The organism is Halopseudomonas sp. (assembly GCF_041579695.1).
GTDB lineage: Bacteria > Pseudomonadota > Gammaproteobacteria > Pseudomonadales > Pseudomonadaceae > Halopseudomonas.
The window spans coordinates 1-15,409 of record NZ_JBFGFI010000007.1; the positions used below are offsets into that span (position 1 = coordinate 1).

At 59.6% G+C, this 15,409-nt stretch carries 14 protein-coding genes; 10 read left to right on the plus strand and 4 right to left on the minus strand.

Annotation, left to right across the window (positions count from 1 at the left end; all coding sequences use genetic code 11):
* The coding region (locus tag ABYA88_RS03010; RefSeq protein ID WP_373185404.1) for a lytic murein transglycosylase at positions 1-1,497 on the minus strand (1,497 nt) is incomplete at its 3' end.
* 191 nt (positions 1,498-1,688) lie between these two features.
* Between ABYA88_RS03010 and ABYA88_RS03015 the strand changes: the two genes are divergently transcribed.
* Complete coding sequence (locus ABYA88_RS03015) at positions 1,689-3,638, plus strand: ATP-binding cassette domain-containing protein (RefSeq protein WP_373185405.1); 1,950 nt, start codon at positions 1,689-1,691, stop codon at positions 3,636-3,638.
* A gap of 524 nt (positions 3,639-4,162) precedes the next feature.
* Here the strand turns inward: ABYA88_RS03015 and ABYA88_RS03020 are convergent.
* On the minus strand, positions 4,163-4,606 hold the full coding sequence (locus tag ABYA88_RS03020; protein ID WP_373185406.1) for a universal stress protein: 444 nt from the start codon (positions 4,604-4,606) through the stop codon (positions 4,163-4,165).
* Between the two features lie 90 nt (positions 4,607-4,696).
* Between ABYA88_RS03020 and ABYA88_RS03025 the strand changes: the two genes are divergently transcribed.
* The 7 genes from ABYA88_RS03025 (at position 4,697) to ABYA88_RS03055 (ending at position 12,730) form a co-directional block, all read left to right on the plus strand.
* Positions 4,697-5,134, plus strand: a complete 438-nt coding sequence (locus ABYA88_RS03025; RefSeq protein WP_373185407.1) for a hypothetical protein — start codon at positions 4,697-4,699, stop codon at positions 5,132-5,134.
* A gap of 312 nt (positions 5,135-5,446) precedes the next feature.
* On the plus strand, positions 5,447-7,594 hold the full coding sequence (gene fadB, locus ABYA88_RS03030) for a fatty acid oxidation complex subunit alpha FadB (RefSeq protein WP_373185408.1): 2,148 nt from the start codon (positions 5,447-5,449) through the stop codon (positions 7,592-7,594).
* Between the two features lie 30 nt (positions 7,595-7,624).
* Positions 7,625-8,800 carry an acetyl-CoA C-acyltransferase FadA gene (gene fadA, locus ABYA88_RS03035; protein ID WP_373185409.1) on the plus strand — a complete coding sequence of 392 codons (1,176 nt, stop codon included), beginning with the start codon at positions 7,625-7,627 and terminating at the stop codon, positions 8,798-8,800.
* 162 nt (positions 8,801-8,962) lie between these two features.
* Complete coding sequence (locus ABYA88_RS03040; protein ID WP_373185410.1) at positions 8,963-9,181, plus strand: DUF1653 domain-containing protein; 219 nt, start codon at positions 8,963-8,965, stop codon at positions 9,179-9,181.
* A gap of 104 nt (positions 9,182-9,285) precedes the next feature.
* A complete protein-coding gene (gene topA, locus ABYA88_RS03045; protein ID WP_373185411.1) occupies positions 9,286-11,910 on the plus strand; it encodes a type I DNA topoisomerase in 2,625 nt (874 codons plus the stop codon).
* 10 nt (positions 11,911-11,920) lie between these two features.
* The gene (locus ABYA88_RS03050) at positions 11,921-12,430 is read left to right on the plus strand and encodes a DUF6586 family protein (RefSeq protein WP_373185412.1); all 510 of its coding nucleotides are present in this window, start codon (positions 11,921-11,923) and stop codon (positions 12,428-12,430) included.
* A 63-nt stretch (positions 12,431-12,493) separates the two neighbouring features.
* Positions 12,494-12,730 (plus strand): hypothetical protein, encoded by a 237-nt coding sequence (locus ABYA88_RS03055; RefSeq protein ID WP_373185413.1) that lies wholly within the window; start codon positions 12,494-12,496, stop codon positions 12,728-12,730.
* Positions 12,731-12,746: 16 nt separating this feature from the next.
* On the opposite strand, the gene sulA is transcribed toward ABYA88_RS03055, so the two are convergent.
* Positions 12,747-13,271 (minus strand): SOS-induced cell division inhibitor SulA, encoded by a 525-nt coding sequence (gene sulA / locus ABYA88_RS03060; RefSeq protein ID WP_373185414.1) that lies wholly within the window; start codon positions 13,269-13,271, stop codon positions 12,747-12,749.
* An 11-nt stretch (positions 13,272-13,282) separates the two neighbouring features.
* Positions 13,283-13,891, minus strand: coding sequence for a transcriptional repressor LexA (gene lexA / locus ABYA88_RS03065; protein WP_373185415.1), 609 nt, complete (start codon positions 13,889-13,891; stop codon positions 13,283-13,285).
* Positions 13,892-14,069: 178 nt separating this feature from the next.
* On the opposite strand from lexA, the gene ABYA88_RS03070 reads away from it, so the two are divergent.
* Together ABYA88_RS03070 and ABYA88_RS03075 are read left to right on the plus strand one after the other, a co-directional pair.
* Positions 14,070-14,759 (plus strand): TetR family transcriptional regulator, encoded by a 690-nt coding sequence (locus ABYA88_RS03070; protein ID WP_373185416.1) that lies wholly within the window; start codon positions 14,070-14,072, stop codon positions 14,757-14,759.
* Between the two features lie 121 nt (positions 14,760-14,880).
* Positions 14,881-15,408 (plus strand): L,D-transpeptidase family protein, encoded by a 528-nt coding sequence (locus ABYA88_RS03075; protein ID WP_373185417.1) that lies wholly within the window; start codon positions 14,881-14,883, stop codon positions 15,406-15,408.
* The last annotated feature ends 1 nt before the right edge of the window (position 15,409 follow it).

Below are 15,409 nucleotides of genomic sequence, written 5' to 3' on the forward strand. Positions count from 1 at the left end.
CAGCTGGCGTGCGGCCGCCTGGGCGCGAATCGGCTCCTGATAGGCCATCGGAAAACGGATATCCAGATCGTCCCAGTGCTGCGCCAGGCTGATGCCGCGTATCGCCGGGAAGTACCACTCCATTTCCCGGGCCATGACTGCTTGGGCAATCAGCTCATCCCGGCTGAATATCGTGCCCACGTGGTACCACTCCCGGCGGGCATCGACCACCTGGCCGCGGGCGTAGAATTCCCGGGCCCGGCGAATGCCTGCGGTCTTGCTGACACGAGCAAATACCGCTGGATCAACCTGCGCCGTTTGATGGCGCAGGGCGTAGGGTTGGTCGCTGCGCTCTGCAGCCAGGAACCCGTAGAAGTCCCGTTCGTTCGACAGGTCACGGTATTCCTCACGCAGTTCGCCCACTTCCGGTCGCGCCAGCTGGGTGCTGCGCAGTTGCCAGTAGCGCCAGCGGCTTTGCTCGGCCAGGGTGGCGGGAAGGTTGCGGGTGAGTGCATGCGCGGTCTGCCACTGGCCGGTACGCAGGGCCAGGCGGATGCGCCACTCGGTAATCTGGTCGTCGATCATTTCGGGGTCATTGGCGGCCATGAACGCAAGCGCCTCGGGCGCGTGACGTTTAGCCATGCGCACGCCAATGTCGCGGGTGATCGCCAGGCGGTCTGCCTCCTGGTAGGGCAGGTCGCGGTATTGCGGCCAGAGTTCCAGGGCCTTTGCCGGGTCGTCGCGGCTCAAGCGGCGCAGGGAGACGGTGGCGATGTCGGCCAGCTTGTCGGCTGGTTTGCCGGCACCGGGGCGGAAACGCTCGCTCTGGGCCAGTCCGTGCGGTTTGGTTGCGGTCTCCACGAACAGCTCAGCCAGGGCAGTCCGGCCGGGCGTGTAACGCACCAGATACTGGGCCAGCGCGTCCTGGCGATAGAGCAGGGCCTCGCGGATGCGCGCCCAGGCAACATCTTCGGTCAGTCCGCCGGCGTCGCGCCAACGGTCGAATAACGGATCGCATTCGTTGGGCTGCGAGCGCCCTACGGTCCACAGCTCTGCCGCCTGGGTCATTGCGGTCGTCTGATTACCCTCGCGCCAGCTCTGTAGCGCCAACTGGCAGGAAATGCCGGCGTTCTGGCTGCTGGCGTCATAATGCTCGCGCAGCAGGCTCCACTGGTTCTCGCGTACCAGGCGGCGTAGCCAGTCATTCTTTAGCCGCTGGGCGAAGGGGAGGTCGCCGTGGGATACCAGGAAGCTCTCTATTTCCTGATGCGACGCTGTCTCGACTCGCTGCTTCAGGGACTCCAGCAGCAGATAGGGATACAGCGGGTAGTCGCGCAGGGCTGGCAGCAGGTTTTCATAACGCTGCTGCTGGCCTGCCTTGAGGGCGGCCATGGCCTGGTCATAGGTCTTGCGCTGCTGCTGGATATCAGCCTGCAGGGGCAGGCTGGTTGTCAGCAGGCCAGCCAGCAGGAGGGCTGAAAGCGATTTCAGTGGCGCGAAGAAAGAAAGCTGCATCATGGGTCTCGAGCGAGGTAGGGCAAGAAATGGAATATTCAGGCGTGCGTTCAACTGAGGTTCACGCAACGAATTTCTAGCTTAGCTGTTTGTGCACCGGCGTCATAGGGCTCGCAGACAAAGTGTTCAACTATGGCATGCAGCGCCTGGCTGCAGCAGGTAGAATGCCGCCCTGATTAATCAAAAGGTGTTATATGGCGCTGCTTTCGTTTACCGATGTATCTCTGGCCTACGGGCTCAATCCGCTGCTGACGAAGGTAGGCTTCCAGCTCGATCGCGGGGAGCGCGTGTGTCTGATCGGACGCAACGGAGCCGGCAAGTCCAGCCTGTTCAAGCTGCTGAACGGGGAACAGCCTGCCGATGAAGGTGAGATCTGGTATGCGCCGGGCCTGAAGATCGGTCAGTTGCCCCAGGAACTGCCCAAGGCGGATGACAGCATCGTCTATGACGTGGTCGCTGCCGGTCTGGCTGGCGTCGGTGATCTGCTCGCGGAGTACCACCACCTGATTACCGGTCACATGGGTGATGCCGAGCTGCAGCAATTGGAGAAGGTACAGGAGCGGCTGGAAGCAAAGGACGGCTGGCGCCTGGATCAGTTGGTCGAGACTACCCTGACCCGACTGGGCTTGCCCGCCGACAAGAAGATGTCCGAGCTGTCCGGTGGCTGGCGCCGGCGTGTGCTGCTGGCTCAGGCGCTGGTTGCCGAGCCCGATGTGCTGCTGCTGGACGAGCCGACCAACCACCTGGATATCCATACCATCGCCTGGCTGGAACAGGTGCTGCTCGATTTTCGCGGCGCCGTGCTCTTTATTACCCACGACCGGCAATTTCTGCAGGCCCTGGCCACCCGCATCATGGAGCTGGACCGCGGTCAGTTGATCGACTGGCAGGGCAACTATGTCAGCTTTCTCGAGCACAAGGAGCAGCAGCTCGCCGCCGAGGCCACGGCCAACGCGTTGTTCGACAAGCGTCTGGCCCAGGAAGAAGTCTGGATCCGCCAGGGCATCAAGGCCCGGCGTACCCGTAACGAAGGCCGCGTGCGTGCGCTGAAGGAAATGCGCAACGAGCGCGCCCAGCGTCTGGAGCGTCAGGGCAAGGCCAGCTTCCAGCTGGAGACGGCCGATTCCTCTGGTAAGCGGGTTATTGAACTGGATAACGTCAGCTTTGCCTGGCCGGGTCACGTGCCGCTGGTGCGCAATCTGAATCTGAACGTGATGCGCGGTGACCGGATCGGTCTGATCGGCAATAACGGATCGGGCAAAAGTACCTTGCTCAAACTGCTGTTGGGCCAGCTTGAGCCTACCAGCGGTACCGTCAAGCACGGCACCAAGCTGGAGGTCGCCTACTTCGACCAGTTGCGCGCTCAGCTGAATCTGGAACAGACGGTAATCGACAATATTTCTGAAGGTCGCGATTTCATCGAGATCAACGGCGAGCGTCGTCATGTGATCAGTTACCTGGGTGACTTCCTGTTTTCCCCGGAGCGCGCACGCACGCCAGTCAAGGCGCTATCGGGTGGTGAGCGTGCGCGTCTGCTGCTGGCCCGTTTGTTCAGCAAGCCCGCCAACATGCTGGTGCTCGACGAACCGACCAACGACCTGGACGTGGAAACCCTGGAACTGCTGGAAGAAGTGCTCGCCGGCTTTGATGGCACCGTCCTGCTGGTAAGCCACGACCGGGCATTCCTGGATAACGTGGTCACCAGTTCGCTCGTGTTCGAAGGCCACGGCAAGGTGCGTGAATACGTCGGCGGTTACGCCGATTGGTTGCGCCAGGGCGGCAAGGTCGAATCGCTCGCCGAATGGGATTCCGGTGCAATGGCACCGGACACCCCCGAAACCCCTGCGCCACCCGCCATCGAGTCAGGCACCGTGGCCCCCGCCAGCGCTCCGCCAGCCGCACCGGCGCAGCCGAAGGTCAAGCTGAGCTACAAGTTGCAGCGTGAACTGGACAGCTTGCCGGCGCAGATGGAAAAGCTCGAACTGGAACTCGGCGAGTTACAGGCCCAGGTCAACGAAACGGCCTTTTATCAGCAGTCGCCAGAGAAGACCACTGCGGTGCTGGACAAGATGGCAGCCAAGCAAGCCGAGCTGGACAAGGCGATGGAGCGCTGGGCTGAGCTGGAGGATATTGCTGGCGGGTAGCCCTCGAGCTAACGCCCGGCAGAGCCACGTCAAAATGGATTCCCGCGTTCGCGGGAATGACGAGGGGTGGTTCAGATCAGGGGCACAGCCGGGGCACTGCCTGGATTCCTGCCTTCGCGGGAATGACAGAGTTGTGGCGGAGAGCCGGGGCAACGCCGAGACATCGCCTGGATTTCCGCATTTGCGGGAATGACGAGGGGTGGTTCAGAGCAGGGGGCATAGCCGGGACACTGCCTGGATTCCTGTCTTAGCGGGAATGACAGAGTTGTGGCAGAGAGCGGGGCAACGCCGAGTCATCGCCTGGATTTCCGCGTTTGCCGGAATGACGAGGGGTGGTTCAGAGCAGGGAGCACGGCCGGGACACTGCCTGGATTACTGCTTTCGCGGGAATGACGGAGTAGGAAGGCGGCACGGATGTGAGTCCGGCCTCCGGTCTCTACCCAAACGTCATCCTCGCGAACGCGGGGATCCATTTTGCTTTTAAGGAAGCGGGGTTGAGCATTATGACGAGGTGATGCTACTCGCTATTTCTTGTCCTTCTTCCCCAGCCGCACCGCAATCACATCACAGGGCGCACCATGCAGGACGTCGTTGGCGGTGGAGCCCAGTAGCAGCGCCAGGCCATGACGGCCGTGGCTGCCGACGACGATCAGGTCGCAGTTCTGTTCGGTCGATACGCGGTGGATTTCATGCCGGGGATGACCGAATGCGATCTGCAGGTGTTCTTCCGGTAGGCCATAATCGCCGGCAAATGCCTGCATCCGCTCCTTGGCCTGATCGAACTGTTGCTGTTGCAACATCGACAGGTCCATCGGCACGTCGCCACCGTAGGCCATGGCGAGAGGCTCCACTACATGCAGAATTGTCAGTTTGGCATCCAGTGCCTTGGCCAATGCCATGGCATGGTCGGCTACCGAACGGCATTCATCGATCAGGTCGACCGCGACCAATACGTGGGAATAGAGCATGCAGGTTTCTCCTGTTTTTCAGTCCGATAGTAACAGTCTTTGCCGCGCAGTCCATCCTGCTGAGCGCGCGGCTGCGCAGCGGGGGGACCTGTGACCTGGGCGATAGTCGCAATAGTGGCAGCCATTCTGGTTGCGAATCTTCTGAAGCTGCTGCCCCGAGGTCGTATGCTGCACATTCAACGCCTGCGCGAGGAGGCACGCAAGCTCGGATACCGGGTCGAGCGCCAGCCCGAAGGCGAACCGGGTGCACTGCTTGAACATTGCGTCGGTTACAGGCAGTCGCTTGAGCGTTGCCCGATGCAGCACGAGTTCAGCTGTGAGCGAGACGGTCAGGAGTGGCGCTGGTTGCTTGGCAACCCGGATGCGGCGTCGGTTCAGCCGGTGCTCGATGCGCTGCCGGAGATTGTGAAACGCATTGATCGGCAGTCCTTCTCGGTTCTGGTGTACTGGATAGAGCCGGAGTCGATTGATACCCTGCACGACCTGGATAAGGCCCTGGCGCCGCTGCGGCAGACACAGGATGTCTGACTGAGCGCGTCCTCGACCGGTTCTCTGTAGTGTTTTCAAGTTATTGTTATATAAGTATAAATATCGGTTATAAAGAATTTCTTATCACTCTTTCCCGGCTGCGCTATGCGCGCTCCCGATTGACAACAGTTCGGATTTGCACGAAGGTGTGCGCACCCGAATCAAACGAGCGTATGAATTGTTCGAATTTCACCCCGAACAAACGCCCCCCGGGAACTATCATGGCATCCTCCGGCAGTGTCCGCAGCCTGTGCTGCGGACACTGCCGGATTTGCTTTTTCTCAAGTGCTTACACAGCGTGGAGATCAGTTGATGATTTACGAAGGTAAAGCCATCACGGTTCAAGCCCTTGAAGACGGCATCGTCGAGCTCAAGTTCGATTTGCAGGGCGAGTCTGTCAACAAGTTCAATCGTGCGACCCTGGCGGAGCTGCAAGCTGCCGTCGAGGCCATCCAGTCCGATAAAAGCGTCAAGGGCCTCATCGTCACCAGCGGCAAGGAAGTATTCATTGTCGGCGCTGACATCAATGAGTTCGTCGATTCCTTCCAACTGCCCGAGGCAGATCTGGTCGCCGGCAGCCTCGAGGCCAACAAGATCTTCAATGCCGTTGAAGACCTGAAAATCCCCACCGTTGCTGCTATTAATGGCATGGCGCTGGGTGGCGGTTTTGAAATGTGCCTGGCCTGTGACTACCGTGTCATGGCAGCCAGTGCCAAGGTCGGTCTGCCGGAAGTCAAGCTGGGCATCTACCCGGGCTTCGGCGGTACCGTACGTACTCCACGTCTGATCGGTGTCGATAACGCCATCGAGTGGATCTGCGGCGGTACAGAGAACCGCGCGGACAAGGCCCTGAAAATGGGTGCTGTCGATGCCGTTGTTGCCGATGACAAGCTCAAGGAAGCTGCTTTGGATCTGGTCAAGCGTGCCATCAGTGGCGAGCTGGACTACATGGCCAAGCGTCAGCCCAAGCTGGAAAAGATCAAGCTCAACACCATTGAGCAGATGATGGCGTTCGAAACGGCTAAAGGTTTCGTGGCTGGTCAGGCCGGCCCGAACTATCCGGCCCCGGTTGAAGCGATCAAGACTATCCAGAAAGCCGCTGCCCATGGCCGCGAAAAGGCACTGGAAATCGAAGCCGCTGGTTTTGCCAAGCTGGCCAAGACGTCGGTTGCCCAAGCTCTGGTCGGTCTGTTCCTGAACGATCAGGCGCTGAAAGCCAAGGCCAAGCAGTATGACAAGAAGGCTGCTGACGTGAAGCTGGCTGCGGTTTTGGGTGCGGGCATCATGGGTGGCGGTATCGCCTTCCAGTCTGCCTCCAAGGGCACGCCGATCCTGATGAAGGATATTCGCGAAGAAGGCATCCAGATGGGTCTGGACGAGGCAGCCAAGCTGCTGGGTAGCCGCGTTGCCAAGGGCCGCATGAAGCCGGACCAGATGGCCAAGGCGTTGAATGCGATCCGTCCGACCATGTCCTACGGTGATTTCGGCAATGTCGATATCGTCGTTGAAGCCGTTGTCGAGAACCCCAAGGTCAAGCACGCTGTGTTGGCTGAGGTAGAAGGTCACGTGCGTGAAGATGCGATCATCGCTTCCAACACATCTACCATCTCCATCACCTATCTGGCCCAGGCGCTCAAGCGTCCGGAAAACTTCTGCGGTATGCACTTCTTTAACCCCGTGCATATGATGCCGCTGGTTGAAGTTATCCGTGGCGAGAAGTCCAGCGAGAAAGCCGTTGCTACCACCGTTGCCTACGCCAAGAAGATGGGCAAGACCCCGGTTGTCGTCAACGACTGCCCCGGCTTCCTGGTCAACCGCGTACTGTTCCCGTACTTCGGCGGCTTTGCTCGCCTGGTGAACATGGGCGCCGACTTCCAGCGCGTCGACAAGGTTATGGAAAAGTTTGGCTGGCCCATGGGCCCGGCTTACTTGCTTGACGTTGTAGGTCTGGATACCGGGCACCACGGCCGTGATGTAATGGCTGAAGGCTATCCCGATCGCATGGCTGAAAACGTGCGCACTGCAGCCGACATCATGTACGAAGAAGGCCGCCTGGGTCAGAAGACCGGCAAGGGCTTCTACGCGTACGAGATGGACAAGAAGGGCAAGCCGAAGAAGGTTGTCGATCCGCAGTCCTACGAGCTGATCAAGCCTGTCGTGCAGGAGAACCGCGAGTTCACCGACGAAGAAATCATCGAGATCATGATGGTTCCGCTGTGCCTTGAGACCGTTCGCTGCCTGGAAGATGGCATCGTTGAAAGTGCTGCCGACGCCGACATGGGTCTGATCTACGGTATCGGCTTCCCGCCCTTCCGTGGTGGTGCGCTGCGCTATATCGACACCCTGGGTGTGGCCGAGTTTGTGGCCATTGCTGACAAGTACGCCGAGTTTGGTCCCATGTACACGCCGACTGAGAAGTTGCGTGAAATGGCCAAGAACGGCCAGAAATTCTTCGGTTAACCGCGGAACGCACAGAGCGAGAGTGAATCTATGAGCCTGAATCCGAGAGACGTCGTTATTGTCGACTTCGGCCGCACCCCGATGGGCCGTTCCAAGGGTGGCATGTACCGTAACGTTCGTGCCGAGAACCTGTCCGCTGACCTGATCACCGGTCTGCTGGCACGTAACCCGAAAATTGATCCCGCAGAAGTGGAAGATGTGATCTGGGGCTGTGTAAACCAGACCCTGGAGCAGGGCTGGAACGTTGCCCGCATGATCTCCCTGCTGACGCCGATCCCGCACACCAGCGCCGCGCAAACCGTGAGCCGTCTGTGTGGTTCTTCCATGAGCGCGCTGCACACTGCCGCCCAAGCGATCCAGACCGGTAACGGCGATGTGTTCGTGGTAGGTGGTGTCGAGCACATGGGTCACCTGAGCATGATGCACGGTGTTGATCCGAACCCGAGCCTGTCCCTGTACGCTGCCAAAGCGTCCGGCATGATGGGTTTGACTGCGGAAATGCTGGGCAAGATGCACGGTATCAGCCGTGAGCAGCAGGACCAGTTCGCCCTGCGTTCGCACCAGCTGGCGCACAAGGCAACCCTCAATGGCGGCTTCAAGGATGAAATCATCCCGATGCACGGCCACGATGCTGACGGTTTCCTGAAAGTGTTCACACAAGACGAGACCATCCGTCCCGAGACTACCCTGGAAAGCCTGGCGGCCCTCAAGCCGGCATTCAATCCCAAGGGCGGTACCGTGACAGCCGGTTCTTCTTCGCAGATCACTGACGGTGCCTCATGCATGATCGTGATGTCTGCCGAGCGCGCCAAGGCCCTGGGTCTTGAGCCAATGGCGGTTATCCGTTCCATGGCTGTTGCCGGTGTTGATCCGGCAATCATGGGCTACGGTCCGGTTCCGGCTACCCACAAAGCGCTCAAGCGCGCTGGCATGACCATGGATAACGTCGACTTCGTCGAGCTGAACGAAGCCTTTGCTGCCCAGGCCCTGCCTGTGCTCAAGGACCTCAAGCTGCTGGACAAGATGGAAGCCAAGGTCAACCTGCACGGCGGCGCGATCGCTCTGGGTCACCCCTTCGGTTGCTCCGGCGCCCGCATCTCCGGCACTCTGCTGAACGTGATGAAGCAGAATGGCGGTACTGTTGGTGTCTCGACCATGTGTATCGGTCTGGGGCAGGGCATCACTACCGTATTCGAGCGTGTCTGATACGGCTGTGGTGTGACCAGAAACCGGGGCCTCGTGCCCCGGTTTTTGTTTGTGGGGTAGGGCTTGCGCCGAGGACAAAAGATGCAGAATCAATATCAGCTCGACACTCTGCGCTAACCTGTAGAGCGCTGTGTAAAGTCTTAAACAACCAAGGAGCAAACCATGTCACTAAAGCCAGGCCGCTATCGCCATTATAAAGGAAAGGACTATCAGGTCCTGGGTGTGGCGACACACTCCGAGACAGAAGAATCGCTGGTGGTGTACCGCACGTTATACGGGGATTTTGATCTGTGGGTGCGGCCGCTGGACATGTTTGCCGGCAGCGTCGTGCTTGACGGCGAGCCTACGCCACGCTTTACCTTTATCAGCGAAGACGTGTAGGCTCTGGCCCTCCGTGGGTCTGTGCAGGCTTCCAGACGCCGCGGCGCATTACTCTTTGCCCAACAGGGCATCCAGATTCGATAGAGCTAGGAATACAGTTACCCATGGGAAAAGCACTGGTCATTGTTGAGTCTCCCGCCAAGGCGAAGACGATCAACAAGTATCTTGGTAACGATTTCATCGTGAAATCGAGCATCGGTCACATCCGCGACCTGCCCACCAGCGGTAGTGGCAAGACCGACAGCAAAGCCAAGGGCGGCCGCAAGGCAGCCTCCGCCGCTCCCGAAGTGGACAAGAAGACCAAGGCCCGGATGCAGCTGGTCAAGCGCATGGGCGTCGACCCCGAGAACGGCTGGAAAGCGCACTACGAGATCCTGCCGGGCAAGGAAAAGGTCGTCGAGGAACTGCGCCGTCTGGCCAAGGATGCCGACGCCATCTATCTCGCGACGGACTTGGACCGCGAAGGGGAGGCGATTGCCTGGCACCTGCGCGAATCCATTGGTGGTGATGAAAGCCGCTACAAGCGAGTGGTGTTCAACGAGATCACCAAAAAAGCCATCCAGGGTGCCTTCGCCACGCCCGGCGAACTGGATATCAACCGCGTCAACGCCCAGCAGGCCCGCCGCTTCCTCGACCGCGTAGTCGGTTACATGGTGTCGCCACTGCTCTGGCAAAAGGTCGCCCGTGGACTCTCGGCCGGTCGCGTGCAGTCAGTTGCAGTGAAGCTGATCGTGGACCGTGAGCGCGAGATCCGCGCATTCATACCCGAAGAATTCTGGGAAATACACGCGCTGCTGGACACGCCCCAGAGCCAGTCTGTGCGTTTTGAAGTCGCCAAGCATAACGGTAATAATTTCCGGCCGGTGAACAAGGCCGAGACCGATGCTGCACTGAATGTGCTCAAGGACGCTGACTACACGGTTGCCAAGCGTGAAGACAAGCCGACTAGCTCCAAGCCCAACGCACCATTCATCACCTCCACCCTGCAGCAGGCAGCGAGCACGCGCCTGGGCTTTGGGGTGAAGAAAACCATGATGATGGCCCAGCGACTGTATGAAGCGGGTTACATCACCTACATGCGTACCGACTCGACCAACCTCTCGGCCGATGCAATTGCAATGGCGCGGGGCTACATCGAGAAGAATTTCGGCGAGAAGTACCTGCCTGAAAAACCCAACATGTACAGCAGCAAGGAAGGCGCGCAGGAAGCCCACGAAGCGATCAGGCCCTCGGACGTCAAGCTCAAGACTGGCGACCTGAAGAGCATGGAGAAGGACGCCGAGCGGCTCTACGAGCTTATCTGGCGCCAGTTCCTGGCCTGCCAGATGGTGCCCGCGCAGTACCTCTCGACGCTGATCACCGTCAATGCCGGAGACTTCGAGTTGCGCGCCAAGGGCCGTATCCTCAAGTTTGACGGTTATACCCGGGTGATGCCGCAACAGGGCAAGGGTGGCGAAGACGAAGTGCTGCCCGACATGAAGGTCAAGGACAACCTGGCGCTGCAGAAGCTCGACCCCAAGCAGCATTTTACCAAGCCTCCGGCGCGCTACTCCGAAGCGAATCTGGTCAAGGAGCTGGAGAAGCGCGGCATCGGCCGGCCTTCTACCTACGCTTCTATCATTTCGACAATCCAGGATCGCGGCTACGTCTCGCAGAATAACCGCAGGTTCTATGCCGAAAAGATGGGCGACATCGTCACCGAGCGCCTGGCAGAGAGCTTCCCGAATCTGATGGACTATAGCTTCACCGCGACGATGGAAGAATCGCTGGACGAAGTGGCCCAGGGTGGTGTGGTCTGGAAAAAGGTACTGGATGATTTCTACGCGGATTTCAGCCTGAAGCTGAGCGCCGCCGAGTCGGCCGAAGAAGGCAAGGGCATGCGTTCCAACGAGCCCACGCTGACCGATATCAAGTGCAAGGAATGCGGGCGCCCGATGATGATCCGCACGGCCTCTACCGGTGTCTTTCTCGGCTGTTCGGGCTATGCCCTGCCGCCCAAGGAGCGCTGCAAGACCACGGTCAATCTGGTGCCCGGCAATGAAGTGGCTACCGATGACGAGGAAGGCGAATCCCTGGTGCTGCGCAACAAGCGCCGCTGCCCGGTATGCAGCACCGCGATGGACAGCTATCTGGTGGACGAGCAGCACAAGTTGCACGTATGCGGGAACAATCCGGACTGCCCCGGCTTCGAAATAGAAGAGGGCGCATTCAAGATCAAGGGTTACGAGGGTCCGCGTCTCGAGTGCGACAAGTGTGGCAGTGAGATGCAGCTCAAGACCGGGCGTTTCGGCAAGTATTTCGGATGTACCAACAGCGAATGCAAGAACACCCGCAAGCTGCTGAGAAGCGGTGAGGCAGCGCCGCCGAAGATGGATCCGGTGCCGATGCCCGAACTGGCCTGTGAAAAGGTCGATGACGTCTATGTATTGCGCGATGGCGCATCGGGCATGTTCCTGGCCGCCAGCCAGTTCCCGAAGAATCGCGAGACCCGCGCTCCGTTGGTCAAGGAACTGCTCCCGCATCGCAAGGAGATAGATCCCAAGTATCATTTCCTGCTCGAGGCGCCGGTAGCGGATCCCGATGGCGTGGCTACAGTGATCCGCTATAGTCGCAAGACCAAGGAGCAGTACGTGCAGAGCGAAGTCGAGGGCAAGCCTACCGGATGGCGCGCCTATCATGACGGCAAACGCTGGGTCGAGGACGACAAGCGACCGAAACCGAAGAGCTGAGGGTCAAGCCATGGCCAATGAAGTCTATACCCGCACTAACCAGGCTTTGTATTTTGCCCGTCTGGCGATCGAGGCCTGGTCCGAAGCCGAGACGTCGGATGCGCTGTCAGCCATCACCATGGCGCGATATCACCGCGAGCATGCATTGTTTCACCTGCATCGCACGGTTCTGGCGGTGGCCCATGAGGTCGCTGACCGCTATCGCTGGCCCTTGCTTGAGGTGCGTTCGGTGGACCAGATGCTCGATCCGCAGACATCGGCCCGTTTCCCCGGTCCCGAGCTGGCTGAGCTGACTGAGTTGGCGCAGGCGCCTGATAGCTGGCTGGGCCGACTGTTGCGCGGCTGGGCAGCGTTGAATCTGCCGCCACAGCCAGAAGAGAGCAAGGCCCCGTCTGACGATCTGATTGCCGTCAGCGCAGCCAGACCCTCGCGTGACTGGTCCCTGGAAGACGCCCGTGAGGCCCATGCGGCATTGACCGAGCGAGTGAACTGTTACCGGGAAGGTATGGTTGAGTGGTAGCAGCCCTGCGATTGGTCGCGGCATTGTGTTAAACTGCGCGGCCAATCTACAGGAGACCCAATGATGCCTTCTTCACCATTTCTGGAAATAGTGGAACTGGAAAACGGCAAGGTAGCTCTGCGGCGCTCCAATGAAGAAAACGATCCACTTGTGGTTATCGAATTCTCCTCTGACGCCCGCGATTTCCTGCAGGGTCACTACATCGAGGTCGCCAAGGCCATGATCAGCGCCGGTATGCAGGTAGCTGGTCAGGTGATGGAAGAAGGCGAGCCCTACGCCGAAGACCATATCCTGCATTGATCTGCCGTGGCCGCTTTCAGGCCGCCATGCAGCTATCCAGACACACATTCAGACTCTGACAATGACCCTTGCCGGCCGCTGCGCGCAACAGGCGGCTGGCCCGTCCATTATGGCCATCCGTTGTCAGCCAGCTGACCACGGTATGGCTGCAGCCCAGGCTGAGTAGTTCACAGCACAGGTCGAGGCTGTCCATTCCCGGTTTGCATCGCACGATCAGTATCCGCTCCGGATTCAACCCGGCGTTGCGCAGCCATTGATGACTCACGGTTTCCGGCGGATCGAGTAGCGTCAGCCAGCCTGGCGCGTCTGCCTGGCTGAGATCGCGCAGAACAGGCGCAAGCCACTGCAGGCACTGCCTGGGCGCGCCATTGAGGCGAATCTCGCTGAAGGCGTCCTCTGACTCCGGCTGGCGAGCGGATCGCGCGCTGCTCAGCGCCGGTTTGGACGGCAATGCGTAGCGAGACGCCATCAGAGCGTTATGAAACAGCTCCGGTTGCACAGCGGTACTGATTGATCGTTGATGGTCGTGGGAATACAGCATGTTCAACCCCTCTAGCGGCGTATTACGCCGACACTCAAGCCTTCGATGGTCAGTTCCTGTTCGCCCAGATCGACCTCTATGGGTGCAAAATCCGGGTTTTCTGCATGGAGCAGCACCTTGCGGCCCTGCTTCTGAAAACGTTTTACCGTGACTTCGTCGCCGATGCGCGCGACCACTATCTGTCCGTTGCGGGCGACCGCAGTGCGGTGAACCGCAAGCAGGTCGCCATCAAGAATGCCGACATCGCGCATACTCAAGCCCTGTACGCGCAACAGATAATCAGCCCGGGGGTGGAAAAAGCCCGGGTCGATCTGGCAATGATCCTCGATATTCTCCAGCGCCAACACGGGTGCGCCGGCTGCCACACGGCCGATAACTGGAAGGCGATCCTCCGGTGCTTCGAGGTCCTGTTCGGGTAGACGAATGCCGCGGGAAGCGCCGGGTATCATCTCGATTGCGCCTTTGCGGGCAAGGGCGCGCAGATGATCCTCTGCCGCGTTTGGCGACTTGAAACCCAGTACCCTGGCGATGTCGACGCGGGTTGGCGGATAGCCATTGGCGTCCATGTATTCCTTGATAAACGCAAGGATCTGCTGCTGTCTGGCCGTGAGCTTCTGCATCGGGTTCCACCTGTGTTTTTATACAGTAACTGTGATTATATACAGTTGTTCTTCAAGGGCAAGCTTCACTGTTTAAATCCTGCCAATGTCTGCGCCTGGCCGATTTAGTTAACGTTGCTTGACAGCGAAACCGTTTGAAACGTATGTTTCAAACAATTGTTTATTTTCGGAAGATCCCATGGCCCAGTCTGATACCGTCGAGCGCATCCTGGATGCAGCAGAACAACTTTTCGCGGAGAAGGGGTTCGCGGAAACCTCGCTGCGGTTGATTACCAGCAAGGCAGGCGTCAATCTGGCGGCGGTCAATTACCATTTTGGCTCCAAGAAGGCCTTGATTCAGGCGGTCTTCGTCCGTTTTCTCAATCCCTTTGTCAGTAGCCTTGAGCAGGAGCTGGACCGTCACCAGCAGCAGGGCGGTGAAAAGCAACTGACCCTCGAGCAGTTGCTCGAGATGCTGGTCAGGCAGGCCTTGACGGTCAAGCCGCGGAGCGGCAATGACCTGGCCATTTTCATGCGCCTGCTGGGCCTGGCTTTCAGTCAGAGCCAGGGTCACCTGCGCAAGTATCTGGCCGAGGTGTACGGCAAGGTATTCCAGCGCTATATGCAGCTGGTATTCGTTGCCGCGCCACAGCTGCCGCCGACCGAGCTGTTCTGGCGGGTACATTTCATGCTCGGCAGCGCGGCTTTCACCATGTCCAGTATGAAGGCGCTACGGGCGATTGCCGAGGCCGAGTTCGGTGTGCAGACAGGTATAGACCAGGTTCTGAAGCTGATGGTGCCGTTTCTCGCCGCGGGCATGCGCGCCGAAAGCGCCATGCCTGTCGCCACTGCCCGAAGCCCATCGGGCGCCATGGTGGAGCCGGTCTGATCTGACGGTCGCCCCATACCGCTGCCTTATCCGCCTGGCGCGGCGGTCTTTCCCCGCGTTGCACAGGTTTCCTAGCGCAGCCTGATCCGTTATCGTGTGTGCACTTTTAACGGAGATGGCAATGCCGCTGGACCTGATCCACATATCCCTCGCTTCCCAGCGCCTGATCGGCCTGAGCAACGGGGTGCCCCTGTGTGATTTTCCGGTTTCCACCGCGCTTAATGGCGCGGGCGAACAGGACGGTTCCGGGTGTACTCCGCTCGGACGGCACCGGGTGCGCGCCCGTATCGGTGATGGCCAGCCCCTGGGCACGGTCTTTATCGGCCGGCGTCCCACCGGAGAAATATGGTCGCCCGAGTTCGCCCGGCAACATCCCCAACGTGACTGGATACTGACCCGAATCCTCTGGTTATGCGGGGAGCAGCCTGGATTCAATCGCGGCGGCAACCGGGATTCGCAGCGCCGCTACATCTACCTGCACGGCACGCCGGACGATCAGCCCATGGGTGTGGCGCTGTCGCACGGCTGCGTGCGCTTGCGCAACACGGACATGCTGACGCTTTTCGAATTGACCCCGGTCGGCTGTCGCGTCGAAATACACGAGCAGGCCATTGAGCCGCTCATATCCTCAAGAACACCTACGGAGTAAC

Coding starts and splice junctions, on each gene's coding strand:
- fadA (WP_373185409.1), top strand. CDS start 7,625: ATGAGCCTGAATCCGAGAGACGTCGTTATTGTCGACTTCGGCCGCACC.
- ABYA88_RS03020 (WP_373185406.1), bottom strand. CDS start 4,606: ATGCTCTATTCCCACGTATTGGTCGCGGTCGACCTGATCGATGAATGC.
- fadB (WP_373185408.1), top strand. CDS start 5,447: ATGATTTACGAAGGTAAAGCCATCACGGTTCAAGCCCTTGAAGACGGC.
- ABYA88_RS03015 (WP_373185405.1), top strand. CDS start 1,689: ATGGCGCTGCTTTCGTTTACCGATGTATCTCTGGCCTACGGGCTCAAT.
- lexA (WP_373185415.1), bottom strand. CDS start 13,891: ATGCAGAAGCTCACGGCCAGACAGCAGCAGATCCTTGCGTTTATCAAG.
- ABYA88_RS03075 (WP_373185417.1), top strand. CDS start 14,881: ATGCCGCTGGACCTGATCCACATATCCCTCGCTTCCCAGCGCCTGATC.
- ABYA88_RS03050 (WP_373185412.1), top strand. CDS start 11,921: ATGGCCAATGAAGTCTATACCCGCACTAACCAGGCTTTGTATTTTGCC.
- ABYA88_RS03070 (WP_373185416.1), top strand. CDS start 14,070: ATGGCCCAGTCTGATACCGTCGAGCGCATCCTGGATGCAGCAGAACAA.
- ABYA88_RS03040 (WP_373185410.1), top strand. CDS start 8,963: ATGTCACTAAAGCCAGGCCGCTATCGCCATTATAAAGGAAAGGACTAT.
- topA (WP_373185411.1), top strand. CDS start 9,286: ATGGGAAAAGCACTGGTCATTGTTGAGTCTCCCGCCAAGGCGAAGACG.
- ABYA88_RS03055 (WP_373185413.1), top strand. CDS start 12,494: ATGCCTTCTTCACCATTTCTGGAAATAGTGGAACTGGAAAACGGCAAG.
- sulA (WP_373185414.1), bottom strand. CDS start 13,271: ATGCTGTATTCCCACGACCATCAACGATCAATCAGTACCGCTGTGCAA.